Below are 23,979 nucleotides of genomic sequence, written 5' to 3'. Positions count from 1 at the left end.
CATGCTGACACTCGACGTCACAATCGCCACCGTCACGACAGGCCCGACGACCCCCGCCGCTCCAGCCCCGCCGGGTCCAGCACGACGACGCGGCCCCGGCGCAGCTCGAGCAGCCCCACCGCCGCGAGGTCGCGGAGCACCTTGTTCACCGTTGCCCGGCTCGCGCCCGCCAGCGACGCGAGCTCGTCCTGGGTGAGCGGGATCTGCGTGGGGTCGGAGCTGCCGCGGTAGACGCGCTCGAGGTCGGTGAGCCGGCGCAGCACCCGCGTCTCCACCGGCAGGTGCAGCGCCTCCACCAGCAGCCCGGAGAGCCGGCGCACCTGCGCGGCGAGGGTCTGCAGGACGAAGGCGTCGGCCCCCGCGTTGGTGCGGCGCAGCCGGTGGAAGGTGTCGGCGGAGAACGACCACGCCTCGGTCGCCTCGAGCGCCACCACCGACGCCGACCGGCGCGCCCCGGAGTCGATGAGCGCGAGCTCCCCCACGGTCTCGCCCGGCCCGACGACCGCGAACGTCACCGTGTCGCCCATCGGCGTCGCCGCGCGCACCGCGACCCGCCCGGAGTCGAGGAGCAGGAACGTGTCGGCGGGGTCGCCCTCGTGGAACACCACCTCGCGCGGGGAGAACCGGCGCCGGCGCCCGCTCGCGAGCACCTGGCGGCGGTCCTCGGCCGACATGTCCGCGAGCAGCTCCACGGGGCGAAATCGTAGTGCGGGCGCCGACTAGGCTCGATCATCGTGAGCAGTACGGGAGACGCAGCGGCGCGGAGCTCGACCCCGGGGGCGGCCAGGCGGTCCCTCACCGGCGTCAAGCCGACCGGGGAGCCCCACCTCGGCAACCTCGTCGGCGCCATCGAGCCCGCGATCGCGATGACGGGCGAGTACGAGTCGCTCTACTTCATCGCCGACTACCACGCCCTCACCACGGCCCGGGTACCCGAGCAGCTCGCCCACTGGACCCGTTCGGTCGCCGCCACGTGGCTGGCCGCGGGCCTCGACCCGCAGCGCACCGTGTTCTACCGACAGTCCGACGTGCCGCAGACCTTCGAGCTGACGTGGATCCTGTCGTGCCTCACCGGCAAGGGGCTGATGAACCGGGCGCACGCCTACAAGGCGGCCCGCGACGCCAACCTCGCCGCCGGGGAGGACGCCGACGCCGGGATCAACATGGGCACCTACAACTACCCGATCCTCATGGCCGTCGACATCCTGATCATGGAGGCGCACGTCGTCCCGGTGGGGCGCGACCAGCTGCAGCACGTGGAGATCGCCGCCGACATCGCGGGCAGCTTCAACCACCTCTACGGCTCGCACGGCTACCGCTTCCCTATCCCGGAGGCGGTCATCCCGCCGGAGACCACCGGGCACACGCTGCCGGGCCTCGACGGCCGCAAGATGTCGAAGTCCTACGACAACTACATCCCGCTGTTCCTGTCCGCACCGAAGCTGCGCAAGCTCGTGCGGCGCATCCCCACCGACTCCACGCCGGTCGAGGACCCGAAGGACCCCGACTCGTCGGCGGTGTTCCAGATCCTCGCCCAGTTCGCGCCGGCGGACCAGGTCGCCGACACCCGCGCCCGGCTCGAGGCGGGCGGGGTCGGCTGGGGCGAGCTGAAGAACCAGCTCGCGGACGTGCTCGAGGAGCGGCTCGGGCCGATGCGCGAGCGCTACGAGGCGCTCATGGAGCCCGGCAGCGAGCTCGACGAGGCCCTCGCCCGCGGCGGGGACGTCGCGCGCGAGCGGGCCCAGCGGGTGCTCACGTCGGTCCGGTCGGCCATCGGCATCGACCGGTAGGTCCCGCCGCCGCTCAGCGCAGCGTGGGGACCTCGTTCATGCCCGAGCCCACGTCGCGCGGCCGGCGCGGCGCCGGCACGGCGTCGACCAGCTCGGCCGGGGTGTCGGGGACGCGCGGGATCTCGGCGAGCCACATCGCGAGGGCACCGCGGCGCAGCTCCTCGCGCTCGCGTCCCTGGTCGACCAGGTCGCCGTCGACCGCCGAGCCGCGGCGCAGCAGCGCCCCGAGCCCGAGGGCCGCGAGAACCGAGACGGCGCACCACGCCCCGACGAGAACGGCGACCCATCCGAGGACCGTCATCCCAACCTCCTGCGTCGGCGTCGTCTTCGTCGCGGACGGTGATCGACCCGGAGGTCACCGTTCTCGTCCGCGCACCGTGACTATGGCAGCACGAGGCGTGATGAGGGGCTCAAACCACACGAATGGACGTACAACCTGAGACCGCTGAGCGCGTCGTGCCGACCGTTGGACGTAGCTTCACAGCCAGTTGACCTGACCGCGCTGCGCCGGGCGGCTCAAGCTCCTGCGTCCACCTGCAGCAGCCCGCCGATGCGCTCCGCGACGGACGCCGCCTCGTCCGTGTCCCGATAAGGGTGACGCGGACCGAGGAAGAAGCGCAGTCCGTCCTTCGGGCGACGCGGGATGACATGCAGGTGAAGATGCGGCACCGACTGGCTCACCACGTTGTTGACCAGCACCAGCGACCCGGGCGCGTCCATGGCCGTCTCCACCGCCCGCTCGAGGCGCTGGGCGAGCGCGAAGAAGCCGGGCACCTCGTCGGGCGGCAGGTCGGCCAGGGTGCTGACGTGCCGGCGCGGGACGAGCAGGACGTGGCCCGGGAACACGGGCTTGAGGTCGAGGAAGCCGACCGTGTGGTCGTCGCGGTGGACCTCGTGGGCGGGGGCGTCCCCGGCGACGATCGCGCAGAACGCGCAGGGCTTGGACACGCGCCCAGGATGGTCGTCGGCCCGTCGTGCGTTGCACCCGGCATGGATCCCTCCTCCCCCGGCCCGACGATGCTGGTGATCGGCCACGCCGTGACCCCCGAGACCGTCCTGGTGCAGGCCGGATCGCTCGCGTCGTGGGCCCGCGACCGCGGGGTGACGGTGGTCCCCGGCGTCGCCGGGACCGACCTGCCCGACCCGTCGACGGTCGACGCCGTCGCCGTCCTCGGCTCCGCGGAGGGCGCGTGGGACGACTCCGTGCCCTGGCTCGGCGCCGAGATCGACCTCCTCCTGCGCGCCGTCGAGATCGGCACCCCGGTCCTCGGCATCTGCTTCGGCGGCCAGCTCCTGGCCCGGGTGCTCGGCGGGTCGGCGAACAAGGCCGACGGGCGGAACGAGAACGGGTTCCGGACGATCACGTCGTCCGACCCCGCGATCGACGAGGGGCCGTGGATGGAGTTCCACTTCGACTCGTTCACCGCCCCGCCCGACGCCGAGGTCCTCGCCCGCTCGGAGCGCTGCGACCAGGCCTTCCGCGTCGGGCCGCACCTCGGCGTGCAGTTCCACCCCGAGATCACCCCCGGCCAGTACGAGACCTGGGTGGCGCGCTGGACCGGTACCTCGATCGAGGCCGCCTTCGACGATCTCGGCATCACCACCGAGGGCCTGCGCGCCGAGGTGGCCGAGCGCGCGGAGGACTCCCGGCTCCGCGCGTGGCGGCTCTTCGACGACTTCGCGCGCCGCACCGGGCTCCTGACCGGACAGACCGCGGAGGTGGGCGCGTGAGCGCGGACATGAAGGTCCGGCTGGGGATCGGCGCCGGCCCCTCGCGGGACGACCCGGCCGCCGCCACCCTCGCCCTCGTCGACGGGTGCGAACGCCGCGGCATCGACTCGGTCTGGTTCCCCGACCGCATCGCCGCCCCCGCCGTCGAGCCCCTCATCGCCCTCGGGTGGGCCGCCGGGCGCACCGAGCACCTCAAGCTCGGCACGGGCGTCGTCGTGCTCCCCGGCCGGAACCCGGCCGTCGTCGCGCACCAGCTCGCGTCCCTGGCCGCGCTCGCCCCGCGCCGCATCCTGCCCGTGTTCGGGCTGCAGCCCGCGACCCCCGCCGAGCGCACCTCCTACCCGGTGCCGGGACCGCGCGCCGCGGTGTTCGAGGAGGCCCTCACCGTGGTGCGGCGGCTGCTCTCCGAGCCCGTCGTGACCCACCACGGGACGTTCTTCACCCTCGACGAGGCCGTGGTGGAGCCCCGCCCGACGAAGCCGCTCGACCTCTGGCTCGGCGGGCTCGTCCCGGCCGCGCTGCGCCGGGTCGGGCGCCTCGCCGACGGGTGGCTGGCCTCGTTCGTCACCCCCGCCGAGGCGGCCGCCGCCCGGCGGGTCATCGCGGACGCCGCCGACGCCGCCGGACGGCACGTCGAGGACGACCACTACGGGACGAACCTGCTGGTCCTTCCGCCCGGCACCTCCGACGACGACGCGGCCCGCGCCCGCGCCTCCGCCGCCCACCGGCGCCCCGACGCCGAGGGCGCCGACGACCTCGTCGCCACCGACTGGGACCACGCCCGCCGGCTCGTCGGCGAGTTCGTCGAGGGTGGGATCACGAAGTTCGTGGTGCGGCCCGCCGTCGCGCCGCACGACTGGGACGACTTCCTCGACGGGTTCGCCGTCGAGCTCACGCCGCTGGAGCGGTGAGCACAGCCGGCCCACAGGCCGGACATACCCGCTGATCACCGGCCCGGCCGAGGCTCGTCGTCATGAGTCTGCTGACCCGGCCGCGGTGGAGCGAACGGCACTCTCGCGCACATAGAGGCACCGAGAGTGCCGCTCGCTCCGGCCGGGGTGGCGGCGAACGGTGGTACCGGCTGCTCTTCACGGCCCTGCTCGTCGGCACCGCGGCGCTCTACCTCGTCGGGCTCTCCGCCTCCGGGTGGGGCAACGCGTTCTACGCCGCGGCCGCCCAGGCCGGCTCGGTCAGCTGGAGGGCGTGGTTCTTCGGGGCGTCCGACGCCCCGGCGTCGATCATGGTCGACAAGCCGCCCGCGTCGCTGTGGGTCATGGGGCTCTCGGCGCGGCTGTTCGGGCTCTCGTCGTGGTCGCTGCTCGTGCCGCAGGCGCTGATGGGCGTCGCGGCCGTCGGGTTCCTGACGAGCGCCGTGCGTCGCTGGTCAGGACCCGTCGCCGGGCTGCTGGCGGGCCTCGCGTTCGCCCTGACCCCGGTCGCGGTCCTGATGTTCCGCTTCGACAACCCCGACGCCCTGCTCTGCCTGCTCCTCGTCGCCGGCGCCTGGGCGCTCGTGCGCTCGGTCGACGCCTCGTCGACCCGGTCGTCGACCTGGTGGCTGGTGCTCGCCGCCGCCTGCATCGGGACCGGGTTCCTGACGAAGTCCCTCCAGGCCTTCCTCGTCCTGCCCGCCTTCCTGACGACGCACCTGGTCGCCGGGCCCGGCACCTGGCGGCGGCGCCTCCTCGCCCTCCTGCCCGCGGGCGCCGCGCTGCTGGTCTCGGCCGGGTGGTGGGTGGCCGTGGTGGAGCTGTGGCCCGTGGCGTCGCGGCCCTACGTCGGTGGCTCGCAGGACGACAGCGTGCTGTCGCTGGCGTTCGGCTACAACGGTGTCGGTCGGCTGACCGGGGACGAGACCGGGCAGCTCGGGGGCGGTGGTCGCGGCGGCGGCATGGGTGGCGCGACCTCCACCGACTCCTGGTCGGCCCTGTTCACCGGCTCGATGGCGGCCCAGGTCGCCTGGCTGCTGCCGCTCGCGCTGATCGTCGGGATCGCGCTCCTGGTGCTCGTCGGGAGGGCGGCGCGCGCCGACCGTCGTCGGGCCGGGGTCCTGCTCTGGGGCGGGTCGCTGGTGGTGACCGCCGGGGTGTTCAGCCTCGCGGCCGGGATCATCCACCCGTACTACGCGGTCGCGCTCGCCCCGTGGATCGCGGCGCTCGCGGCCGTCGGCGTGGTCGAGCTCTGGCGCTCGCCGTGGCGCCGGGTGCTGGCGGCGGGGATCGCGGCGACGGCGGTCTGGTCGTGGTGGTTGCTGCGCGAGACCCCGACCTTCCTGCCCGGGCTGCGGGCGGTCGTCCTCGCGGCGGGCGTTCTCGCGGCCCTCGCGCTGCTCGTCGTCGGGGCGCGCCGCCTGCTCGCGGTGGCCGTCACGACGACCGCGCTGCTCGCCGGGCTCGGCGGCCCGGTGGCCTACGCGGCGGTCACGGCCTCGACCGCCCACACCGAGATCATCCCGACCGCCGGCCCCTCCGGATCGGGCTTCGGTGGAGGACACGGCGGGCGCGGCGGGCCCGGGCAGCATGCGGCCGGCCGGGGTGGTCCCGGCTCTCCGGCGCCGGGGCGCGGTGGTCCCGGCGGCGCGATGGCCCTGCTGCGGGCCTCCGAGCCCTCGTCGGCCCTGACCTCGTTCCTGCAGGCGGGCGCGACGGGCCACACCTGGGTCGCCGCGTCGGTGGGCTCGATGCCCGCCGCCGGCTACCAGCTCGCGAGCGGCGCCCCCGTGATGCCCCTCGGCGGGTTCAACGGCACCGACCCCTCCCCCACCCTCGCGGAGTTCCAGCAGCTCGTCGCGCAGGGGCGGGTGCACTACTTCCTCGGGGCGGGCCTCACCTCGGTGCCCGACACCGGCGGCTCGGACGCCACCGTGCAGATCACCGCGTGGGTGAAGCAGCACTTCGCGCCGACCACGGTCGGCGGGACCACCGTGTACGACCTGACCACTCCGGTCGTCGGGATCCCGTGACGTCCCCGGACCGACCGCCGGCGGCGTTGCGGGACGCACACGGCCAACAGCGGCCGGACCCGACGCCCACGGCGTTGCGGGACACACACGGCCGGACGCGGCCGGACCCGATGCCCACGGCGTTGCGGGACGCACACCGCCAGCAGCGGCCGGACCCGATGTTCACCGCATTGCGGGACGCACACGGCCAGCAGCGGCCGGACCCGACGCCCAGGGCGTTGCGGGACACACACGGCCGGGAGCGGCCGGACCCCATGCCCACGGCGTTGCGGGACACACACGGCCGGACAGAGCCGGACCCGATGTTCATGGCGTTGCGGGACACACACGGCCGAGACGAGGCGCGGGAGGACCTGCATCCGTTGCGGCGCGCAACGCAGGACCTGCACCGGACCGACTCGCCGCCAACCGTGTGCGTCACGCAACGCCGGACTGCACCAGACCGACTCGCCGCCAACCGTGTGCGGCGCGCAACGCAGGACCCTCGCCGGACCGACTCGCCGCCAACCGTCTGCGTCGCGCAACGCGGGACCCGCACCAGACCGACTCGCCGCCAACCGTGTGCGGCGCGCAACGCGGCGTCGGACCCCCCGCCCGTGCGGCCCGCCCACGACCCGGGAGCCGACGAGCCGTCAGCGACTCCCGAGGACCCGGGTCAGCGTGATCTCCAGGACCACGCGGCGCGGGTTCTCGCGCGGGGTGCGGTAGCGAGCCGCGTAGCGCGCCTCGGCGTCGGCGACCGACTCCGGGTCGTCGCGGACGACGGCGAGGCCCTCGAGGGTCGACCACCGTGCGCGGTCGACCTGGCTGACCGCCACCCGGACCCCGTCGTCCCCGCCGAGCCGCACGTGGGCGGCCTTGCGGCTGGTGCCCGAGGTGATGATGCGGGCGGTCGCGGTGTCGAGGTCGAGCGTGCAGCCCACCGGGACGACGTGGGGGCTGCCGTCGCGGCGCAGCGTCGTGAGGGTGCACAGGTGGTACTCGCGCCAGAACTCCGCGAACTCCTCGCCGCGGGCGTGCAGGTCGGCTGCGGTGATCGTCATCAGCCGAACCAGTCCATCGCGGAGTTCAACGCGGGGAGCAGGAGCGTGCGCGGGGCGAGCCGGCCCCCGGCGGCGCTCAGCTGGTTGACCAGGCCCGGGACGATGCTCCGGTGCCCGGCGGCCATGGCGGCCACCCCCGCCTCGGCGACGTCCGAGGCCTCCCCGACCGTGAAGCCGGGTGCCTTGTCGAACGCGTCGGTGGAGGCGGCGTCGGCGAAGCCGGTGCGGGTGAGCCCGGGGCTCAGGGTGGTGAGGCTGACGCCAGTCCCGGACAGCTCGGTGTGCACCGCCTCGGAGAACGACTGCACGAACGCCTTGCTCGCCGCGTAGCTCGCCACCCCGGGGAGGGGCTGGAACGCGGTGATCGAGGAGACGTTGAGGATCGCCCCGGTCCGCGTCGTCGACCGGGCCCGGCGCACGAACGCGCCGATGGCCGCCACCGTGAGGTCGTGCAGGGCCAGCACGTTGAGCCGCACCAGGCCGTCGAGCGCCGCCCGGTCCTCCTCGCGCTCCGCGAGCCCGGCGACCCGCCCCGTCACCCCGAAGCCCGCGGCGTTGACCAACCCGATCACGCGCTCGTCGTGCAGGAGGAGGTCGCGCACCGTGTCGCGCCCGTCGTCGTCGCCGAGGTCGGCGGCGTGCACCTCGCTCGTCAGGCCGGTCCGCCGCGAGAGCTCGGCGGCGAGGTCGGTGAGGGCCTCCTCGCGCCGCGCGACGAGCAGCGTCGGATAACCCCGGGCCGAGAGGGCCCGGGCGATCTCCGCGCCGATCCCGGAGGAGGCGCCGGTGACGAGGACGTGGGAGTCAGGACCGGGTGGGGGCAGCGGCACGTCGCCCCTGTACCCCGTTCGGCCTCACCACGACCAGAGCCACGACCACCAGCTCCGCGTCGCCTCCTCCTCGAGGGGCGCCGACCCGGCGCTCGTCTCGTACTCGACGGTCTCCCCGTCCGAGGACTGCGCGGTGTAGACGGTCTTCTCGTCGCCGCCGGAGCTCGTGACGCTGCGCTTGGTGACGCTGTTGCCCTCGTCGTCGGAGGTGGTGGTCTCCTTCACCGTCGACCCGTCGGAGTCCTGCTTCGTGCTCGACTTCACCGACGAACTGGACTTCGACGAGCTCGACCGCGGCGCGGAGCTCGACTTCTCCGCACTCGACCGCGGGGCCGAGCTGGACTTCTCCGCACTCGACCGCGGCGCTGAGCTCGACCGCTGGGACGAGCTGGGCTCCTGGGTCGAGCTCGACCGCTCGCTGGTCGACGACGAGGTCGTCGGGTCGGGCTTCTCCGTGGTGGTGGTGACCTCCACGGTCGAGGAGTCGGCCGACCGCGTGGTGGTCTGGGTGGTGCGCGACCCCGTCGAGGGGTCGACCCGCGTGGACCGCGAGGTCACCGAGCCCGACGACGGGTCGACGGCCCGGCTCCGGGTGGTGGTCACGCCCGTGGTCGGGTCGGTGGCACTCGACTCCGGTTCGTCGAGCACGGTGGTCGACGGCGCCCCGGTCGTCGTCCGGGCGCCTGTGGCCGACGTGGGGGCGGGGGTCGACGTGCCCGTGGCGGCCGGGGCCGACCTGCCGGTGGCGGCGCCCGGGGAGCGCGACGCGGTGGCGCCGCCGGTGGTCGTGGTGATCGCGTCGGACGAGCCGGGCGGGGCGTCGGTGGCGGCCGACCCGAGCGTGGGGATCGGCCAGCCCTCGGGAAGCGCGGAGCCGGTGGTGGTCGCCGCACCACCCCGCGGGACGAGGGTGGAGCCCGTGCCGGTGGAGGTCGCCTCGCCGGGGACGCGGGCCGTGGTGGTCGCCGTCGAGGACGGAGAGTCGGAGCTGCTCGCGCCGAGCATGGGGATCGGCCAGCCGGCGGGCGCGACCGCGGGCAGGGACGGGGCGGCCGACCGCGCCTCCCGGTCCTCGGTGCGCGGCGCGTCCTGGGCAGTCCTCGGGGTGTCCTTCGGCGTCCGCGGCGGGTCGGCCCTCGGGGTCTCGGCAGCCTTCGGGGCGTCGGCCGCACGAGCGCCACTGTTGCCGTTGCCGTTGCCGCCGCGGCCGCCGTCGGCAGGGCCGGGGGCGGGAGCGTCCCGGTCGGGCAGCACCGGGTCGAGCACGCGGCCCGGGAGGTCGAGCACGCCCGGGGCTGCGGGAGCGCCCGTCGGCGCCGGCACCACCGGAGCGGCGGGCGCGGGCACCACCGGGGAGACCGGCGCCGGGTCCACGGGCGACGCCGGAGCCGGGGCGAGCGGGGAGGCCGGCGCGGCGGGCGGGGCCGTCGACGAGGGCGAGGACGGGGCCGGGGACCTCGGCACGATCGGGTCGAGCGGCGGGTCCCACCCCGCCGGTGTGCTCGTGGCAGGCGGCGGGGCACTGCCCGGAGTGCGGGCGCCCGGGACCGGGATGGGGGTCAGCGGCGGGGCGAGGGCGTCGTCGGACGCGTCGGACTCGCCCGGCGACCCCGGCAGGGGCACCACTGTGCTCGGAGCGCCGGAGCCGTACGCGCCCGTTCCCGGGTCGGACGTCGGGCGGCCGGCCGAGCCGAAGCCGTCGGACGGCTCCGCCTCGCTCGTCTCGGGGACGAGCGCGCGCGACGAGCCGGACGTGCCCGCCGCCTGCTCGCTGGGCCCGACCGGCGCCACGACGGTGCGCCCCACGCCCAGTGCGGCCGCGAGCACCGCCACCGCGAACAGACCGGTGACGGCCGTGCTGCGGGCCGACCAGCGCGGCCACCTCTGCCGCCGTCGACCCGTCTCCCATCCTCCCTGGGAGCCCGAAGGCATACGTCCCCTGCTTTCTCCCCGACCCGCCACTCCCGATCCCGCCAGACCAGGAGATCTCCGGACAGTACGCGTCCGTTACGTCTCACGTCAGACGATTCGGAGACCTCGTGACGACCTCACAGGGCACGATGGACGGCGTGGGTGCACAGCAGGCCGTGCAGGCGGAGGACAACGGCCTCGACCCGCTCACCTCCTCGTCCGGAAAGAGCAGTACGAGCCCCCGTCTGGAGCTGGACCTGGGGATCGTCGCCGAGCGGTACCGCGAATTCCGCGCCGCGTTCCCCGAGGCGGAGCCCGCGTACGCGGTGAAGGCGAACCCGCATCCCGAGGTTCTCGCCCTCCTCGCGCGGCTCGGGACGAGCGTCGACCTGGCGAGCGTCGGCGAGCTCGACGCCTGTCTGCTCGCGGGCGTCGAGCCGCGCGCGATGAGCTGGGGCAACCCGGTGAAGAAGGCCTCCGACGTCCGGGCGGCGGTCGCCGCCGGCGTCACGCGCTTCACCACCGACGCCGCGCCCGACGTCGACCTGCTCACCCGCCTCGCGCCCGGCTGCGCGGTGACCGTGCGCCTCGGCGTCGACGACCTGGGCTCGGCCACCCCCTTCGCGGGCAAGTTCGGCGTGGCCCCCGACGAGGCCGCGGTGCTGCTGCGGCGCGCCCGCGACGCCGGACTGCGCGCCCACGGCGTCGGCTTCCACCCCGGCTCGCAGCAGACCGACCCGTCGTCGTGGCGCCGCGGCATCGCCGCCGCCCGCCGGGCCGTGGAGGAGTTCGGCGAACCGGTCGCGGAGCTCAACGTCGGCGGGGGCTTCCCGACGAGGCACGCGGCCGGCCCGGTGCCACCGCTCGCGTCCGTCGTCGAGGCGATCCGGTCCGAGCTCGGCGACTGGCGACCGCACCTCGTCGCCGAACCCGGGCGGGCGCTCGTGGCCGACGCCGGGGTGCTCGTCGCGGAGGTCGTCCTCGTCACCGAGCGCCTCGGACGCCGGTGGGTCTACCTCGACGTCGGGCGCTACCAGGGCCTCGCCGAGACCGAGGGCGAGATGATCGTCTACCGGCTGCGGACCCCCGGGCACGCTGCCGATGCCCCGACCGGCCCCGTCGTGCTCGCCGGCCCCACCTGCGACGGCGACGACGTCCTCTACCGCCGCGCCGACGTGCGGCTCCCGCTGGCGCTCGCGCCGGGGGACGTCGTGGAGTTCCTCGGTGCGGGCGCGTACACCTCCAGCTACGCCTCGGTCGGCTTCAACGGCCTCCCGCCGCTCCCCACCCTGATCCGTTCCACTCCGTGACCCCGAGAGGACCCCTGATTGACGACCCCCCTGACCTCCGACGCCCCCGCGCCCTCGTTCGCCGGCCGCCACGTGCTCGCCGAGCTGCGCGGGGTGTCCCCCGCGCTCCTCGGTGACGACGCCGCCGTCGCCCGCGCCCTGCGCACCGCCCTCGACGACGGCGGCGCGACCACGCTCGACGTCGTCACCCACCGCTTCGAGCCGCAGGGCACCACGGTGCTCGCGCTGCTGGCCGAGTCCCACGCCTCGGTGCACGCCTACCCGGAGGCCGGCGCCGCGTTCGTCGACGTCTTCACCTGCGGAGAGCACGCCGATCCCGAACGGATCGTCGAGGTGCTCGGACGCGAGATGGGCGCCATCGAGGTGCGCGCGCAGATCGTGGCGCGCGGAGCCGGCCTGGCGCCGGACGCCGTCGGGCAGCGCGAGGTCGACGAGCCGCTCGCCGACGGGATGCGGCGGCGCTGGCGGATCGACGAGGTGCTCTGGCGCGGCCGCACCGAGTGGCAGGACATGATCGTCGCGCGCACCGCGCAGGGGATCTCGCTGTTCTGCGACGGAGAGCGGCAGTCGACCGAGCAGACCCAGCTCGTCTACCACGAGGCCCTCGCCGTGCCCCCGCTGCTGCTGGCCGACCGGGTGGACCGGGTGCTGGTGGTCGGGTCGTCGGAGGGGGTCGTGTCGCAGCTCGCCATGGCCGCGGGCGCCTCGGTGGTCGACCACGTCGACATCGACACCGAGTGCGTCCGGCGCTGCGCCGAGCTGCTGCCCTACGGCTACTCGCCCGCGGAGCTCGCGTCGGCCGAGGCCCACGACGGGCCGGTGCGGGTGCACTACGCGGACGGCTGGGAGTTCCTCGCCGCGGCCGCCGCGGCCGGTGACCGCTACGACGTCGTCATCGTCGACCTGCCCGACGAGCCGGTGGAGGTCGACGACCCCGCCCAGCACGCCCGCCTCTACGGCACCCCGTTCCTCGAGCGGTGCGCCGCGGTGCTGGCGCCCGGCGGTGTCGTGTGTTCGCAGGCGGGCTGTCCGACGGTGTGGCGCAACGACACGCTCGGGCGGATGACCGACCGGTTCTCGTCGGTCTTCCCGACGGTGCTGCCGTACTGCTCGGACGAGCACGAGTGGGCCTACCTGACCGGCCGGCTCGACTCCGTCGACGACCCGGTGGCGCTCGCCTCCTCGCGGCTCGACCGGTTCCCGTCGCTGACGTCGATGGACGCCCGGGCCCTGCTGCGGGGCTCGATCCTCCCGTTCGCGATCCGCGCGGGCAGGGACTGATCACCGGGCACCCGGAGGGGTCCCGGGCCTCCCCCGACCCCTCCGGGTGCCCGCTCGGTCAGGCGCCGACGAGGATCAGCAGCCCGATCCCGATCAGCACCACCGGCAGCACCACGTGGCCGTACCGGGCGAGGGCGCGGGCGACCGGGGCGCGGGTCGCGAGGTACCGGCCCAGGAAGCACCAGACGCCCACCAGCACGAGGAACACCGCGACGTAGACGACCAGGCCGGCGCCGCTCGTCGTCGTGAAGACCGGGACGTAGACGCCGAGGTTGTCGCCGCCGTTGGCGAGGGTGACGCCGGCTACGGCGAGCGGGCCGGGCGCCATCTGCGGCTCGTCGTCCTCCCCGCTCCCCCGCCACGCCTGCCACGCGGCGCGCAGCCCCAGCGCGATCGGCACCAGCCCGAGGTAGGGGATCACCGCGGGCGGGAGGAGCGCCGCCCCGAACGCCCCGGCCACCGACAGCACGAGGATCGCGCCGAAGCCCAGGTACTGCCCGACGACGATGCCCGCCGCGGCCCCGCGCCGCCGCGCCTGCCCGAAGAAGAGGGCGAGCAGCAGGAGGTCGTCGATGTTGGTCACGACGAACATGACGACGGCCCGGGTGAGCGTGGAGACGTCCACGAGATCGAGACCCTAGGTCGCCCCAGGTCGACCCGCGCGCCCGAGCGAGGAGCACAACGACGTCGGGGCGTTCGGGCACTCTCGGGTCGTGGCAGACGCGACGAGGGTCCGGCGCACGGGTCCGGCGATCCGGGCCGCCCTGCTCGCCGTGTCCCCCGAGGAGTGCGCGACATTCGAGGCCGAGCTCGGGGCCGCGCTCGACCGAGCGGCCGTCCAGGAGGTCCTCGACCGGTGGTGGGGCACCGCCGCGATCCGGGTCAACCCACTCGACCCGGAGGAGCAGGCGCAGCTGACCCGGGCGCGCTCGGGGGACCTGTTCGGGCTCTGGGAGCAGGACGAGCCCGGAGCCTGGTCGCAGCACTGACCGCCGGTCCTGACGACGCTGCTCCAGGCTCGGGAGTCAGCGGGCCGGCGGAAGTTTCCGGACGACGAGGGCAGTCGCCTGCTCGGCGAACTCGCATGCGTCGTTGCCGGGTCGCGGCTCGCCGCGGCCGACCCACGTCGCCTCGAGTGCCTGCCGGGGACCGAGTCCCGTCGTGAGGGTGCAGATGTTGGGGGCACCCGGGCTGCTCTTCTGACGTACGGCCGGAAAGCCTTCGACCGTCGTCGGAACGAAGACGGGATCGTTCCGAGTGCGATAGGTGTCAGCGAGCAGGTCTCGATCGGCATCGACGGCGAGGCTCAAGCTCTGCTGGTCGGTGGCGACCCAATAGCAGTCGTCGACATCGAGGATTCGCCGTTCTCGACCCGGCGACACGTAGCCGAGCGCCCGTAGCTCCGCAGCCGTGAGCAACGAAGAGCAAGGCCTGTCGACGACTCCCGCAACGTCGACTGGTCGCTCGACCGAAGGCGCACCATATCGATCGGGAAGAACATTGCTGGTCGTCTGCTCGGGAGGGACCTGACGACTGGCGCAGGAGGTCAGGGCCACCAGTGCGAGGACCGCCAGCAACGACCTACGCCTGGCTCGGACCAAAGCCGTACCGATTCGCTACCTCGGCGTTTCTGTACGTCGCGATCTCGGCCCGTACCGCGTCGATGAGGAGGTTGAGCCGGTCGACCCCGGACCGGAGTGCCCAGAGGAGCGAGCCCTGCCCTCCTGTCGCCACCGCGCCGAGCACAGAGGCAGCGTCTCTACTCACCTCGTCGCTCGTGCCGGGATCGACCTTGCCGAGCCTCACGGCCACGACCATCAACTCGGCCAGCTGATCGCGAGCGCTCTCAAGCTCGCGGATCGTCTGCGGAGCGCGCTCGAGGTCGACGCTGAACGAGCCGCCGCTCGGCATCTCCACGGCCCGGCGCGGCAGGACCTGCCCGGTCGACAGCCGCGCCGGGTCCGACGCCTGCACGGGTGGCCCGGGCGGCCGGGGGACGCTCACGGTCGACCACGCTAACCCGACACGGCGCTCGTCGGGACGGCTTCGGCGCAACCGTGTCCATCGGACACGGTTGCCCCGACCCTCTACGCGCGAGCGACCGCCAGCCCCTTCGCGAGCCGCTCCGGCACCGCCACCTTCGTGAACGAGGTCGAGTCCACGCACACGTGCACCAGCTGCACGGTCACCGCGTCGCCCCACGGCTGGTCGTCGGAGGCACGCCGGCGCACGACGAGCCGAGAGGTCAGCGACGTCGTCCCGACCTTCTCGTTCTCCACCCCGATCACCACGAGATCGCCCCAGTGCACCGAGGAGGCGTAGTCGAGCGAGGCGTGCACGATCTGGATGTCGACCCCGTCGGCGATCATGTCGGGGTACGGGTAGCCGAGCGACGCCTGGTACGCCGTGAACGCCTCGTCGCACCAGGTGAGGTAGTGCCCGAAGAACACCACGCCCTGCTGGTCGATCTCGGAGTACCGCGGCACCACCGGGAACGAGAAGCTCACGACCGCAGCCCGAGGGCCTCGTCCGTGAACTCTCCCTCGGGGGTCTCGGTGCCCGAGGGGCGCAGCTCGTTCTCCCGGCCCCTCAGCTCCACCCGACGGATCTTCCCGGAGATCGTCTTGGGCAGGTCCGCGAACTCCAGGCGCCGCACGCGCTTGTAGGCGGGGAGGTGCTGGCGGCAGTACTCGAGGATCGAGCGCGCCGTCGACTCGTCGGGCGAGAAGCCGCGGGCGAGCACCACGTAGGCCTTCGGGACCGCGAGGCGCAGGGGGTCGGGCGAGGGGACGACGGCGGCCTCGGCGACCGCCTCGTGCTCGATCAGCACGCTCTCGAGCTCGAACGGGGAGATGCGGTAGTCCGACGCCTTGAACACGTCGTCGGAGCGGCCGACGTAGGTGATGTAGCCGTCCGCGTCGCGGGAGCCGACGTCGCCGGTGTGGTAGTAGCCGTCGCGCATGACCTCGGCGTTGCGCTCGTCGTCGTCGGCGTACCCGACCATCAGGCCGACGGGCCGCTTCGACAGGTCGACGCAGATCTCGCCCTCGTCGCCCACCTGGCCCGACACGGGATCCACCAGCGCGATCTCGAAGCCCGGCAGCGGACGGCCCATCGAGCCGTCCTTGACCGGGGACCCGGGCGTGTTCGCGATCTGCAGCGAGGACTCAGTCTGCCCGAACCCGTCACGGATCGTCAGGCCCCACGCGTCCCGGACCTGCTCGATGACCTCGGCGTTGAGCGGCTCGCCGGCCCCGACGAGCTCACGCATCGGCACCGTCCACGCCTTCAGGTCCGCCTGGATGAGCATCCGCCACACCGTCGGCGGTGCGCAGAAGGTCGTGACGCCGTGGTCGACGAGGGTCTTCAGCATCGCGTCCGCGTCGAAGCGGCTGTAGTTGTAGATGAAGATGGTCGCCTCGGCGCACCACGGGGCGAACACGTTCGACCACGCATGCTTCGCCCACCCCGGCGAGGCCACGTTGCAGTGCACGTCGCCGGGCTGCAGCCCGATCCAGTACATCGTCGAGAGGTGCCCGACGGGGTAGGAGACGTGCGTGTGCTGCACGAGCTTCGGCTTCGAGGTGGTGCCGGAGGTGAAGTACAGGAGCAGGGTCTCGTCGGCCTTCGTCGGGCCGTCGGGTTCGAAGCTTCCCGACGACGAGTCGGCCTGGCCGAAGTCGTGCCATCCCTCCGGGATGTCCGACCCCACCGCGATCCGCGTGTAGTCGCCCGGGACGTCGGCGAACTTGTCGACGTCGGCGTCCCGCACGACGACGTGGCGGGCGGCCCCGCGGTCGATTCGGTCGCGCAGGTCGGCGGCGCCCAGCATCGGGGTCGAGGGGATGAGGATCGCGCCGAGCTTCATCGCGGCGAGGATCGTGTCCCAGAGCTCGACCTGGTTGGCGAGCATGAGGATGATCCGGTCGCCCCGGCCCACCCCGAGCGACCGGAACCAGTTCGCGACGCGGTTGGACCGCTCCGTCATCGTCGCGAAGGAGTACTTCGCCTCCGAGCCGTCGCCCTCGACGATCCACAGGGCCGCCCGGTCCGCCGACGACGGGTCCCGCCCGATCGCGTCGAAGTGCTCGAGCGCCCAGTTGAACTCGTCGAGCTGCGGCCAGGTGAAGTCGCGACGGGCCGCGTCGTAGTCGGTCTGGCGCTCGACCAGGAGGTCGCGCGCGGCGCGGAACGCCTGGGCGGCGGGAGTCAGTTGCGACGACGACGTCGACACGGCGGGGGAACCTCCGAGGAGCTGCGGAAACGGAGAAGGCGGGCGTCCCGAGGTTCCTATCACCTCGGGGCACCCGCCCACACCGGTCGTCCCGTGCTACTTCAGGAGCTTGCGCAGCAGCAGCAGCCCGATCAACGCGCCCGCGGCGATCACGCTGTACTTGATCTTCGGGTCGGCCCACTTCTCGGCCGCCATCTCCTTGCCCTGCTCCTGCAGACGCTGCGGGTTCGCTCGCTCGGAGAGCTCGTCCAGCGCCCCGGCCAACGCCTCTCGCGCCTGCTCGATCTCCCGCTCGATGGTGTCCGGGTCGCGTGCCACGGAACCCTCCCTCGTCCTCTTAGGTACGTGCCGCAGCACCTCGCTGCCGCCCATCGTGGCGGCATCGTGACCTTCCGGCGCGGTCTGTCGTGGGACGACGCGCCGCGCGGTAGGCCGTCACATACGAGCGGTATCCTGCCCGCCCGTGGCCACCGATAACCGTCTGACCCCGGGTGACGTCGCCCCCGACTTCTCGCTGACCTCCGACACGGGCGAGACGGTGTCGCTGGCCGACCTCCGCGGCGGCCGCGTGGTCGTCTACTTCTACCCCGCCGCCGGGACGCCGGGTTGCACGAAGCAGGCCTGCGACTTCACCGAGAACCTGACCACCTTCAACGACGCCGGCATCACCGTCCTGGGCATCTCGCCCGACAAGCCGGAGAAGCTCGCCAAGTTCCGCGCCGACCAGGGGCTGACGTTCCCGCTGCTCTCCGACGCCGACAAGTCGGTCATGCAGGCGTGGGGTGCCTACGGCGAGAAGACGATGTACGGGCGCACCTCGATGGGCGTCATCCGCTCGACCTTCCTCGTCGACGCCGAGGGCAAGGTCGAGGAGGCGCAGTACGGCGTGAAGGCCACCGGCCACGTGGGCCGGTTGCTGCGCGATCTGAAGCTCTGAGTGCCGGCGATGGGATTCGAACCCACACTGTCCGGTTCCTAGGACCGGTGCCTCCTGCCAGTTGGGCTACGCCGGCTCTGCTCTTGGACTACTTCTTCCGTCCTCGCGCACACCACGTGTCGGTCTGGGCGTGACAGTTGCCGCACAGGATACGGAGGTTCTCGAGCCGGTTGTCGGCGTGGTCACCGTTGATGTGATCGAGCTGGAGCGGGAGCGGCTTGCCCTGCCACTCGGAGAGTCCGCACTGCTCGCACCGCTCCTCCTTGAGCCCCTCGCGGATGAGTCGCCTACGCAGCTCCGAGGAGGACACCGTCGACCCCTCGACCAACACCTTCGCCAGCGACCGCGACCGCCGCTCCGGGAACTCCTTGCCCCGCCACCAAGCCCGGCCCGTGAAGTGTGAGGTGTCCAGGCCGAGCTTTCTGATGCGCCCGTCGATCCACCGGTGGTAACCGCCGTTCGGCTCCTTCCCCAGAGCCCTGATGACCTCGGACAAGCAGGTCGATTCAAGAACGAGCTTCCTCAGCTGGTCGTCTGAACACGTTCCGTCGCGAGAGGCGCGCACTCGGCCATTGACCACGGTGGTGAGGTGCGCACGCGGCAAGCCCAACCGATCAATGTGTTTGAGCATCACCTCGTACTTGCCGGGCTTGAGGCCGAGACGTTGGTGAATCTCCGCGAGGGTGGAGCTGGCGGCGACGGCCTCGCGGAGCTGGTCGTCGGTCCAGGAGCGTTGGCGTGGCATGAGTCGATCATATTCGAACACATGTTCGATCAGCGGGCGATTGCGGCAACCGTGCCCATCTCACCGCTGAGTGGGCGCCGTCGGCTTCGACGACGACCGTGAGCGCCCACTCGGGCGGCGAAGGAGTCAGAGCCGCAGGTGCGAGCGGATCGCCGCCGCCATCTCCCCCGCCGCCTCGATCGGCGTGAAGTGGCCGACCTCGTCGAGCACCTGCACCTCGGCGCGCGGCAGCAACTCCTTCGCGGTGGGGGCGAACTCAGCCGGGAACAGCGGGTCCTTCGCGCCCCAGAGCACCGAGGCCGGGACGTCGACCGGCGTCGGCACCGGGCCGCCGTCGGCGAGGGCCAGCGCGCCGTAGAGCGTGGAGGTCCCCGAGCGGTACCAGTTGAGCGAGGTGCTGAACGCGCCCGGCCGCGAGTAGTCCTCCACCAGCTGCTCGTCCACCACGGCCTCGGGCCGCGCACCCCAGTGCGACCAGAAGTGCTCCAGGTAGGTGCGCACCGCGGCGGGGTTGCCGTCCATCAGCCGCGAGCTCAGCTCGAGCTGGTGGAAGTCCTGGTACCAGTACTCGGAGCGCCGCCGCAGGTCGAGCGCGGCGGGACCCATCGCCGACGGGCCGAGCAGGTTGCCGGTGACGACCGCCCGCACCCGCTCCGGGGCCTCGCGGGCGAGCGCGACGGCCGTCGTCACGCCGACGTCGTAGCCCACGACCACCGCCGGCTCGAGCGACAGCGACTCCATGACCTCGACCAGCGCCGCGACGATGTGGTCGCGGTCGAAGTCCGACGGCGGGCGCATGGCGTCCTCCGGGGTGAACGATCTCCCGAACCCCGGCAGGTGCGGCACCACCACGTCGGCGACGTCGACCAGCAACGGCGTCAGCAACCGGTAGTCCGACGCCCCTCCAGGCCACCCGTGCAGACACAGCACGGGGGTCCCGCTACCGCTCCGCTCCACCGCCAGCATCGATGACCTCCAACACGCGGTATCCCGCGTTCGACGACAGCCTGGACACCCGGTACCCCTGGTCGCCGAGCCAGCGGCCGAGCGAGTCGGCCCCCAGGTTCTTCGAGACGACGAGGTACGACGACCCGTCGACGCGCGGCAGCCACTGGAGCAGCAGGTCGTGCAGTGCGGCCTTGCCCGCGCGGATCGGCGGGTTCGACCACATCCCCGCGAACGTCACGTCGGCGGGCACCTCGTGGGGCCGGCAGACCCGGACGTTCCCGAGGCCGGCCGCCTTGGCGTTGGCCTCCGCCAGCGACAGGGCGCGCGTGTTCACGTCGACCGCCCACACGGTCGCGTGCGGCCGGACCGAGGCGAGCCAGAGCGCGATCGGTCCCCAGCCGCAGCCGAGGTCGAGCAGATCGCCGTCGTCCTCGGGCTCCGGGACGTGGTCGAGCAGCACCCGCGTGCCCTTGTCGAGCCGGCCGCGGGCGAAGACCCCGGAGTCGGTGGTCGCGGCGAACGTGAGCTCCCCGACCGCGAACCGCGCCGGCACGGGCGACGACGGCGCGGAGGGGTCGTCCGCGAAGTACTGGTCGGTCACGTCAGCAGCGCGCGCAGTTCCGGCGCGAGGGCGCGGAACGCCCGGGCCCGGTGCGACACCGCGTCCTTCTCCGCGGGCGACATCTCGGCCGACGTGCGGGTCTCCCCCTCGGGCACGAACGCCGGGTCGTACCCGAAGCCGTTCACCCCGCGCGGCGAGCGGATCAGCCGGCCGGGCCACTGCTCGGTGACGACGGCCTCGCGCCCGTCGGGGCTCACGGCCGCGGCGGCACAGACGAACGCCGCACCGCGCCGCTCCTCGGGGACGTCGGCCATCTGGTCGAGCACGAGCGCGAGGTTGCGGACGTCCTTCTCCCGACGATCGCCCGTGGCGCCCGACCAGCGCGCCGAGAGCACACCCGGCATCCCGTTCAGCGCGTCGACGGCCAGCCCCGAGTCGTCCGCGACGGCGAGCATGCCGGTCGCGGCGCACGCGTCGCGGGCCTTCGCCAGGGAGTTCTCGGCGAAGGTCGCGCCCGTCTCGGGGGCCTCGTCGAACGGCTCCACCTCGTCGAGCCCGACGACCTCGACCCCCAGCTCCGCGACGATGCGCCGCAGCTCGGCGAGCTTGGCGTCGTTCCGCGTGGCGAGGAGGACCTTCATCCGAGCTCCCCCGGGTACGGCTCGGCGAGCGCCTCGGCCTGGATCTCGGTGAGGCGGGCGATGCCCGCGAGCGCCGAGTCGAGCATCTGGTCGAGCGTCCTGCGCGTGTAGGTGGCGCCCTCGCCGGTGCCCTGGACCTCGACGAGCGTGCCGGCGTCGGTGGCGACGACGTTCATGTCGACCTCGGCGCGGCTGTCCTCCTCGTAGGGGAGGTCGAGACGCACGCGACCGTCGACGACGCCGACCGAGACCGCCGCGATGGAGCACGACAGCGGCTGCGGGTCGGCCAGCTTCTTCCTCGCCCCGAGCCAAGTGACCGCGTCGGCCAGCGCCACGTACGCCCCGGTGATCGCCGCGGTGCGGGTGCCGCCGTCGGCCTGGAGCACGTCGCAGTCGAGCTGGATCGTGTTCTCCCCGAGGGCCTTGAGGTCGATCGCGGCGCGCAACGAGCGGCCGATGAGCCGGCTGATCTCGTGCGTGCGCCCGCCGACCTTCCCCTTGACCGACTCGCGGTCGCTGCGGGTGTGGGTGGCCGAGGGCAGCATCGCGTACTCCGCGGTGAGCCACCCCAGCCCTGAGTCGCGCCGCCAGCGCGGCACGCCCTCGGTGACGCTCGCCGCGCACAGCACCCGCGTGTTGCCGAAGGAGACCAGCACCGATCCCGCGGGGTGCTGCTGGAATCCCCGCCGGATCTCGATGGGGCGGAGTTCGTCGTCGGACCTGCCGTCACTGCGTGCCACACGACCACCCTAGGAGGCGGGTCCGACAGCCACGGACGACGGGCTTCTGGGCGGCGGGCCGTCGGACCCCGGGGTTAGCGTGCAGTCCGTGACCACCGCACCCGGGCGCGAGCGGCTCGTCCTCGTCGTCGCCTGCCTCGCGCAGTTCATGGTGGTGCTCGACGTGTCCATCGTGAACGTCGCCCTGCCGGCGATGCGGGAGGCCCTGGGCTTCTCCGCGGTCGGCCTGCAGTGGGTGGTCAGCGCCTACACGCTCGCGTTCGCGGGCTTCCTGCTGCTCGGCGGGCGCGCGGCGGACCTCTTCGGCCGGCGGCGGATGTTCCTGGTCGGGCTCGCGCTCTTCGGCGCCGCGAGCCTCGTCGGGGGTCTGGCCGACTCCCCCGGTCTCGTCCTGGCCGCCCGCGCCGCGCAGGGCCTCGGCGGCGCCGTGCTCTCCCCCGCCACCCTGACGATCCTCACGACGACGTTCGCCGAGGGCGCGGCCCGCTCCCGGGCGCTCGGCGCGTGGGCGGCCATCGGCGGAGTGGGCGGGGCCGTCGGCGGCATCGCCGGGGGCCTGCTCGTGCACTTCCTCAGCTGGCGCTGGATCTTCCTGGTCAACGTGCCGGTGGTGCTCCTGACGGCGGGCCTGGCCGTCCTCGCGATCAGCGAGACCCGGGCCGAGAACCGCCCGCGGCTCGACACCGGCGGCGCTCTGTTGGTGACGGGCGGGCTCGTGGCGTTCGTCCACGGCGTGGTCTCGAGCGAGTCGGCGGGCTGGGGCTCGCCGCTGACGTGGGGCAGCTTCGTCCTCGCGGTCGTCCTGCTGGCCGGCTTCGGGCTCCTCGAGACCCGCATCTCGTCCCCGCTGGTCCCGCTGGGCATCTTCCGGGTCCGCACGGTCAGCGTCGCCAACGCGACCATGGCGTTGATCGCCTCGGCCATGTTCGCGATGTGGTACTTCGTCTCGCTCCACATGCAGAACGTGCTGGGGTTCGACGCCCTGGCGGCGGGGCTCGCGTTCCTGCCGCAGTCGGGGTCGATCGTGATCGGGTCCCAGCTGTCGTCCCGGCTCCTGGGGCGCGTCGGCACCCGTCCACTGCTGGTCGGCGGCGCCTTCCTGACGGCGGCCGGCTTCGCGTGGTTCTCCCTGCTGACGCCGGAATCCACCTGGGTCGGCGGGGTGCTCGGTCCGGGCGTCGCCGTGGGGCTCGGCATGGGCATCGCGCTCACCCCGCTCGCGGGCGCCGCCACCTCGGGCCTGCCGCGCGACCGGGCGGGACTCGCGTCGGGCCTGCTCAACACGTCGCGCCAGGTCGGCGGGGCGATCGGGCTGTCGGTCCTCTCCACCCTCGCCACGGCCCGCGCGGCGACGCTCACCGCCGAGGGCGCCACGACGGCCGCCGCGTCCACGGCCGGCACGACGAGGGCCTTCGCGGTCGCCGCGGTCGCGGTCGTCCTCGCGGGCCTCGTCGCATCCCTGCTGCCGCGCACCTCACCGCCGGCGCGCGAGGCCCCCGAGCCGGTCGACGAGCCCTCCGCCGCCCGCCCCTAGGACGAGCAGCGGGACGGCTCAGATCGTGTAGCGCCCGTCGGGCTCGACCAGCTCGGCCGGGCCGTCGAACTGCGTCCGCGCCTCGGCGAGCAGCTCCTCGCCGTCGTACCAGGCGGGGACGTGGGTGATGAGGAGCCGCGCCACCCCGGCCTCGCGCGCGGTCTGCCCCGCCTGCTTGCCCGAGAGGTGCACGCCGGGCGGGCGGTCGGGCGAGTCGGTCCACGTGGCCTCGCAGAGCAGCACGTCGGCGCCGCGGGCGAGTTCGACGAGGCTGCGGCACGGACCGGTGTCGCCGGAGTAGACGAGCGTGCGGCCCTGGTGCTCCAGGCGCACCCCGTAGGCCTCGCAGGGGTGGTCGACGGGCGCGCTCGACAGCGCGATCTCCCCGACGCCGGCCGGCCCGTCGGCGAACACGTGGTAGTCGAAGACGTCGGTGAGGTCGGTGGCCACGCGCTCGTCGGAGGAGGGCGCGTACGCGACGGCCAGGCGCACCTCGGACTCGCTCGGGCCGTGCAGCGGGAGCACCTTGCCCGGGCCGTCGGGGTGGTAGCGCCGGTGCACGACGAGGCCGGAGACGTCGGCGCAGTGGTCGGGATGCAGGTGCGAGAGGACCACGGCGTCGAGGTCGAACGGGTCCATGTGGCGCTGCATCGGACCGAACGTGCCGTTGCCGAGATCGAGCGCGAGGGTGGTCCCCTCCGTGCGCACGAGGTACCCGGACGCCGGGGAGGTGGGACCGGCACCGCTGCCGGAGCACCCCAGGACGATCAGTTCCACGCG

27 protein-coding genes and 1 tRNA gene are annotated in these 23,979 nt (G+C 73.6%); 9 read left to right on the top strand and 19 right to left on the bottom strand.

All coding sequences use genetic code 11. The annotated features are described in order from the left end of the window. Window positions 1-32: 32 nt before the first annotated feature. Entirely contained in the window at window positions 33-692 is a 660-nt protein-coding gene (locus tag ACFPBZ_RS14855; protein WP_378036846.1) for a Crp/Fnr family transcriptional regulator, read from the bottom strand. A 42-nt stretch (window positions 693-734) separates the two neighbouring features. On the opposite strand from ACFPBZ_RS14855, the gene ACFPBZ_RS14850 reads away from it, so the two are divergent. Next, on the top strand, window positions 735-1,790 hold the full coding sequence (locus tag ACFPBZ_RS14850; protein ID WP_378036845.1) for a tryptophan--tRNA ligase: 1,056 nt from the start codon (window positions 735-737) through the stop codon (window positions 1,788-1,790). 13 nt (window positions 1,791-1,803) lie between these two features. Here the strand turns inward: ACFPBZ_RS14850 and ACFPBZ_RS14845 are convergent, their stop codons facing one another. Next, entirely contained in the window at window positions 1,804-2,091 is a 288-nt protein-coding gene (locus tag ACFPBZ_RS14845) for a hypothetical protein (protein ID WP_378036844.1), read from the bottom strand. A 215-nt stretch (window positions 2,092-2,306) separates the two neighbouring features. Next, window positions 2,307-2,738, bottom strand: coding sequence for an HIT family protein (locus ACFPBZ_RS14840; RefSeq protein WP_378036843.1), 432 nt, complete (start codon window positions 2,736-2,738; stop codon window positions 2,307-2,309). 42 nt (window positions 2,739-2,780) lie between these two features. On the opposite strand from ACFPBZ_RS14840, the gene ACFPBZ_RS14835 reads away from it, so the two are divergent. From ACFPBZ_RS14835 to ACFPBZ_RS14825, 3 genes are all read left to right on the top strand, one after another. Beyond that, window positions 2,781-3,521: a type 1 glutamine amidotransferase gene (locus ACFPBZ_RS14835; protein ID WP_378036842.1), complete on the top strand. Its 741-nt coding sequence runs from the start codon at window positions 2,781-2,783 to the stop codon at window positions 3,519-3,521. After that, the gene (locus ACFPBZ_RS14830) at window positions 3,518-4,432 is read left to right on the top strand and encodes a TIGR03854 family LLM class F420-dependent oxidoreductase (protein ID WP_378036841.1); all 915 of its coding nucleotides are present in this window, start codon (window positions 3,518-3,520) and stop codon (window positions 4,430-4,432) included. Before ACFPBZ_RS14835 ends, ACFPBZ_RS14830 begins: the two co-directional genes overlap by 4 nt. A gap of 62 nt (window positions 4,433-4,494) precedes the next feature. Further along, a complete protein-coding gene (locus tag ACFPBZ_RS14825) occupies window positions 4,495-6,483 on the top strand; it encodes a mannosyltransferase YkcB-related protein (RefSeq protein WP_378036840.1) in 1,989 nt (662 codons plus the stop codon). Between the two features lie 632 nt (window positions 6,484-7,115). Here the strand turns inward: ACFPBZ_RS14825 and ACFPBZ_RS14820 are convergent. Genes ACFPBZ_RS14820 through ACFPBZ_RS14810 form a run of 3 tightly spaced genes read right to left on the bottom strand, consistent with a single transcriptional unit; the run spans window position 7,116 to window position 10,189 of the window. Next, window positions 7,116-7,526, bottom strand: coding sequence for a pyridoxamine 5'-phosphate oxidase family protein (locus ACFPBZ_RS14820; RefSeq protein WP_378036839.1), 411 nt, complete (start codon window positions 7,524-7,526; stop codon window positions 7,116-7,118). Then, on the bottom strand, window positions 7,526-8,356 hold the full coding sequence (locus tag ACFPBZ_RS14815; RefSeq protein ID WP_378036838.1) for an SDR family NAD(P)-dependent oxidoreductase: 831 nt from the start codon (window positions 8,354-8,356) through the stop codon (window positions 7,526-7,528). The genes ACFPBZ_RS14820 and ACFPBZ_RS14815 overlap by 1 nt, the downstream gene beginning before the upstream one ends. Before the next feature lie 24 nt (window positions 8,357-8,380). Beyond that, window positions 8,381-10,189, bottom strand: coding sequence for a hypothetical protein (locus tag ACFPBZ_RS14810; RefSeq protein ID WP_378036837.1), 1,809 nt, complete (start codon window positions 10,187-10,189; stop codon window positions 8,381-8,383). A gap of 227 nt (window positions 10,190-10,416) precedes the next feature. Between ACFPBZ_RS14810 and ACFPBZ_RS14805 the strand changes: the two genes are divergently transcribed. Next, window positions 10,417-11,577, top strand: coding sequence for a type III PLP-dependent enzyme (locus ACFPBZ_RS14805; RefSeq protein ID WP_378036921.1), 1,161 nt, complete (start codon window positions 10,417-10,419; stop codon window positions 11,575-11,577). Between the two features lie 18 nt (window positions 11,578-11,595). Beyond that, entirely contained in the window at window positions 11,596-12,858 is a 1,263-nt protein-coding gene (gene speD / locus ACFPBZ_RS14800) for an adenosylmethionine decarboxylase (protein ID WP_378036836.1), read from the top strand. Window positions 12,859-12,916: 58 nt separating this feature from the next. Here speD and ACFPBZ_RS14795 read toward each other — a convergent pair whose 3' ends face one another. After that, complete coding sequence (locus ACFPBZ_RS14795) at window positions 12,917-13,483, bottom strand: cadmium resistance transporter (protein ID WP_378036835.1); 567 nt, start codon at window positions 13,481-13,483, stop codon at window positions 12,917-12,919. An 88-nt stretch (window positions 13,484-13,571) separates the two neighbouring features. Between ACFPBZ_RS14795 and ACFPBZ_RS14790 the strand changes: the two genes are divergently transcribed. Then, entirely contained in the window at window positions 13,572-13,847 is a 276-nt protein-coding gene (locus ACFPBZ_RS14790) for a DUF6247 family protein (RefSeq protein ID WP_378036834.1), read from the top strand. A 36-nt stretch (window positions 13,848-13,883) separates the two neighbouring features. On the opposite strand, the gene ACFPBZ_RS14785 is transcribed toward ACFPBZ_RS14790, so the two are convergent. The 5 genes from ACFPBZ_RS14785 to ACFPBZ_RS14765 all read right to left on the bottom strand — a co-directional run bounded on the left by ACFPBZ_RS14785 (window position 13,884) and on the right by ACFPBZ_RS14765 (window position 17,410). Next, a complete protein-coding gene (locus ACFPBZ_RS14785) occupies window positions 13,884-14,414 on the bottom strand; it encodes a DUF3558 domain-containing protein (RefSeq protein WP_378036833.1) in 531 nt (176 codons plus the stop codon). A gap of 25 nt (window positions 14,415-14,439) precedes the next feature. Next, complete coding sequence (locus ACFPBZ_RS14780) at window positions 14,440-14,862, bottom strand: hypothetical protein (protein ID WP_378036832.1); 423 nt, start codon at window positions 14,860-14,862, stop codon at window positions 14,440-14,442. Window positions 14,863-14,945: 83 nt separating this feature from the next. Continuing rightward, window positions 14,946-15,365, bottom strand: a complete 420-nt coding sequence (locus tag ACFPBZ_RS14775; protein WP_378036831.1) for an acyl-CoA thioesterase — start codon at window positions 15,363-15,365, stop codon at window positions 14,946-14,948. Then, window positions 15,362-17,092, bottom strand: coding sequence for an AMP-binding protein (locus ACFPBZ_RS14770; protein ID WP_378036830.1), 1,731 nt, complete (start codon window positions 17,090-17,092; stop codon window positions 15,362-15,364). The genes ACFPBZ_RS14775 and ACFPBZ_RS14770 overlap by 4 nt, the downstream gene beginning before the upstream one ends. A 96-nt stretch (window positions 17,093-17,188) precedes the next feature. Then, window positions 17,189-17,410, bottom strand: coding sequence for a DUF3618 domain-containing protein (locus ACFPBZ_RS14765; RefSeq protein ID WP_378036829.1), 222 nt, complete (start codon window positions 17,408-17,410; stop codon window positions 17,189-17,191). Between the two features lie 145 nt (window positions 17,411-17,555). Here ACFPBZ_RS14765 and bcp point away from each other — a divergent pair, with 145 nt between their 5' ends. After that, window positions 17,556-18,029: a thioredoxin-dependent thiol peroxidase gene (gene bcp / locus ACFPBZ_RS14760; protein ID WP_378036828.1), complete on the top strand. Its 474-nt coding sequence runs from the start codon at window positions 17,556-17,558 to the stop codon at window positions 18,027-18,029. Window position 18,030: 1 nt separating this feature from the next. Here the strand turns inward: bcp and ACFPBZ_RS14755 are convergent. The 6 genes from ACFPBZ_RS14755 to rph all read right to left on the bottom strand — a co-directional run bounded on the left by ACFPBZ_RS14755 (window position 18,031) and on the right by rph (window position 21,665). Then, a tRNA-Leu gene (locus tag ACFPBZ_RS14755) sits at window positions 18,031-18,105 on the bottom strand. A gap of 12 nt (window positions 18,106-18,117) precedes the next feature. Then, window positions 18,118-18,774, bottom strand: coding sequence for an HNH endonuclease signature motif containing protein (locus ACFPBZ_RS14750; RefSeq protein WP_378036827.1), 657 nt, complete (start codon window positions 18,772-18,774; stop codon window positions 18,118-18,120). A 126-nt stretch (window positions 18,775-18,900) separates the two neighbouring features. Next, window positions 18,901-19,740 carry an alpha/beta fold hydrolase gene (locus tag ACFPBZ_RS14745; protein ID WP_378036826.1) on the bottom strand — a complete coding sequence of 280 codons (840 nt, stop codon included), beginning with the start codon at window positions 19,738-19,740 and terminating at the stop codon, window positions 18,901-18,903. Next, window positions 19,715-20,323, bottom strand: coding sequence for a class I SAM-dependent methyltransferase (locus ACFPBZ_RS14740; RefSeq protein ID WP_378036825.1), 609 nt, complete (start codon window positions 20,321-20,323; stop codon window positions 19,715-19,717). Before ACFPBZ_RS14740 ends, ACFPBZ_RS14745 begins: the two co-directional genes overlap by 26 nt. Continuing rightward, a complete protein-coding gene (gene rdgB, locus ACFPBZ_RS14735) occupies window positions 20,320-20,925 on the bottom strand; it encodes an RdgB/HAM1 family non-canonical purine NTP pyrophosphatase (RefSeq protein WP_378036824.1) in 606 nt (201 codons plus the stop codon). The genes ACFPBZ_RS14740 and rdgB overlap by 4 nt, the downstream gene beginning before the upstream one ends. Beyond that, window positions 20,922-21,665: a ribonuclease PH gene (gene rph / locus ACFPBZ_RS14730; protein ID WP_378036823.1), complete on the bottom strand. Its 744-nt coding sequence runs from the start codon at window positions 21,663-21,665 to the stop codon at window positions 20,922-20,924. The genes rdgB and rph overlap by 4 nt, the downstream gene beginning before the upstream one ends. Before the next feature lie 88 nt (window positions 21,666-21,753). Here rph and ACFPBZ_RS14725 point away from each other — a divergent pair, with 88 nt between their 5' ends. Further along, on the top strand, window positions 21,754-23,199 hold the full coding sequence (locus ACFPBZ_RS14725; RefSeq protein ID WP_378036822.1) for a DHA2 family efflux MFS transporter permease subunit: 1,446 nt from the start codon (window positions 21,754-21,756) through the stop codon (window positions 23,197-23,199). 18 nt (window positions 23,200-23,217) lie between these two features. Here ACFPBZ_RS14725 and ACFPBZ_RS14720 read toward each other — a convergent pair whose 3' ends face one another. Then, window positions 23,218-23,976 carry an MBL fold metallo-hydrolase gene (locus ACFPBZ_RS14720; protein WP_378036821.1) on the bottom strand — a complete coding sequence of 253 codons (759 nt, stop codon included), beginning with the start codon at window positions 23,974-23,976 and terminating at the stop codon, window positions 23,218-23,220. Window positions 23,977-23,979: the final 3 nt, after the last annotated feature.

Origin of the sequence: Actinomycetospora atypica, assembly GCF_042653685.1 — a bacterium.
GTDB classification, from domain to species: Bacteria; Actinomycetota; Actinomycetes; order Mycobacteriales; family Pseudonocardiaceae; genus Actinomycetospora; species Actinomycetospora atypica.
The sequence above is the reverse complement of the archived record's forward strand: the minus strand, read 5'-3'. Positions and strand labels throughout refer to the sequence as shown.

What these genes read in the sequence shown, in the direction of transcription:
- ACFPBZ_RS14835 (WP_378036842.1), top strand. Translation starts at nt 2,781, where the DNA reads ATGGATCCCTCCTCCCCCGGCCCGACGATGCTGGTGATCGGCCACGCC.
- ACFPBZ_RS14845 (WP_378036844.1), bottom strand. Translation starts at nt 2,091, where the DNA reads ATGACGGTCCTCGGATGGGTCGCCGTTCTCGTCGGGGCGTGGTGCGCC.
- ACFPBZ_RS14820 (WP_378036839.1), bottom strand. Translation starts at nt 7,526, where the DNA reads ATGACGATCACCGCAGCCGACCTGCACGCCCGCGGCGAGGAGTTCGCG.
- ACFPBZ_RS14750 (WP_378036827.1), bottom strand. Translation starts at nt 18,774, where the DNA reads ATGCCACGCCAACGCTCCTGGACCGACGACCAGCTCCGCGAGGCCGTC.
- ACFPBZ_RS14825 (WP_378036840.1), top strand. Translation starts at nt 4,495, where the DNA reads ATGAGTCTGCTGACCCGGCCGCGGTGGAGCGAACGGCACTCTCGCGCA.
- ACFPBZ_RS14805 (WP_378036921.1), top strand. Translation starts at nt 10,417, where the DNA reads ATGGACGGCGTGGGTGCACAGCAGGCCGTGCAGGCGGAGGACAACGGC.
- ACFPBZ_RS14745 (WP_378036826.1), bottom strand. Translation starts at nt 19,740, where the DNA reads ATGCTGGCGGTGGAGCGGAGCGGTAGCGGGACCCCCGTGCTGTGTCTG.
- rdgB (WP_378036824.1), bottom strand. Translation starts at nt 20,925, where the DNA reads ATGAAGGTCCTCCTCGCCACGCGGAACGACGCCAAGCTCGCCGAGCTG.